Annotated in this window: 1 protein-coding gene; it reads left to right on the top strand. The window is 64.7% G+C overall.

Going from position 1 to position 1,191, the window contains the following annotated elements; all coding sequences use genetic code 11:
• Nucleotides 1–1,191, top strand: coding sequence for an elongation factor Tu (gene tuf / locus IP86_RS24750; protein ID WP_054165100.1), 1,191 nt, complete (start codon nt 1–3; stop codon nt 1,189–1,191).

Raw genomic sequence — 1,191 nt, 5'->3', positions numbered from 1 at the left:
ATGGCCAAAGCAAAGTTTGAACGTACCAAGCCGCATTGCAACATCGGGACGATCGGTCACGTCGACCATGGCAAGACGTCGCTGACGGCGGCGATCACCAAGGTTCTGGCGGAGACGGGCGGTGCGACGTTCACGGCCTATGACCAGATCGACAAGGCGCCGGAAGAGAAGGCGCGCGGCATCACGATCTCGACCGCTCACGTCGAGTACGAGACGACCAACCGCCACTACGCGCATGTCGACTGCCCCGGCCACGCCGACTACGTCAAGAACATGATCACCGGTGCGGCGCAGATGGACGGCGCGATCCTCGTCGTATCCGCGGCCGACGGCCCGATGCCGCAGACCCGCGAGCACATCCTGCTGGCCCGTCAGGTCGGCGTGCCGGCGCTCGTCGTGTTCCTGAACAAGTGCGACATGGTCGACGATCCGGAACTGCTCGAGCTGGTCGAGATGGAAGTGCGCGAGCTGCTGTCGAAGTACGACTTCCCGGGCGACGACATTCCGATCGTCAAGGGCTCGGCGCTGGCGGCGCTGGAGAACTCCGATCCGAAGCTCGGCCACGACGCGATCCTCGAGCTGATGAAGCAGGTCGACGCCTACATCCCGCAGCCGGAGCGTCCGATCGACCAGCCGTTCCTGATGCCGGTCGAAGACGTGTTCTCGATCTCGGGCCGCGGCACCGTGGTGACCGGCCGCGTCGAGCGCGGCGTGATCAAGGTCGGTGAGGAAATCGAGATCGTCGGCATCCGCCCGACGCAGAAGACGACCTGCACCGGCGTCGAAATGTTCCGCAAGCTGCTCGATCAGGGCCAGGCGGGCGACAACATCGGCGCGCTGCTGCGCGGCACCAAGCGTGAAGACGTCGAGCGCGGCCAGGTGCTGTGCAAGCCGGGTTCGGTGAAGCCGCACACCAAGTTCAAGGCCGAGGCCTACATCCTGACGAAGGAAGAGGGTGGCCGTCACACGCCGTTCTTCACCAACTATCGTCCGCAGTTCTACTTCCGCACCACCGACGTGACCGGCGTCGTGCATCTGCCGGAAGGCACCGAGATGGTGATGCCGGGCGACAACATCGCGATGGAAGTGCACCTGATCGTGCCGATCGCGATGGAAGAAAAGCTGCGCTTCGCCATCCGCGAAGGCGGCCGCACCGTCGGCGCAGGCGTCGTCGCCGCGATCATCGAGTAA

It is taken from the genome of Rhodopseudomonas sp. AAP120 (assembly GCF_001295845.1).
Lineage (GTDB): Bacteria > Pseudomonadota > Alphaproteobacteria > Rhizobiales > Xanthobacteraceae > Rhodopseudomonas.
The sequence above is the reverse complement of the archived record's forward strand: the minus strand, read 5'-3'. Positions and strand labels throughout refer to the sequence as shown.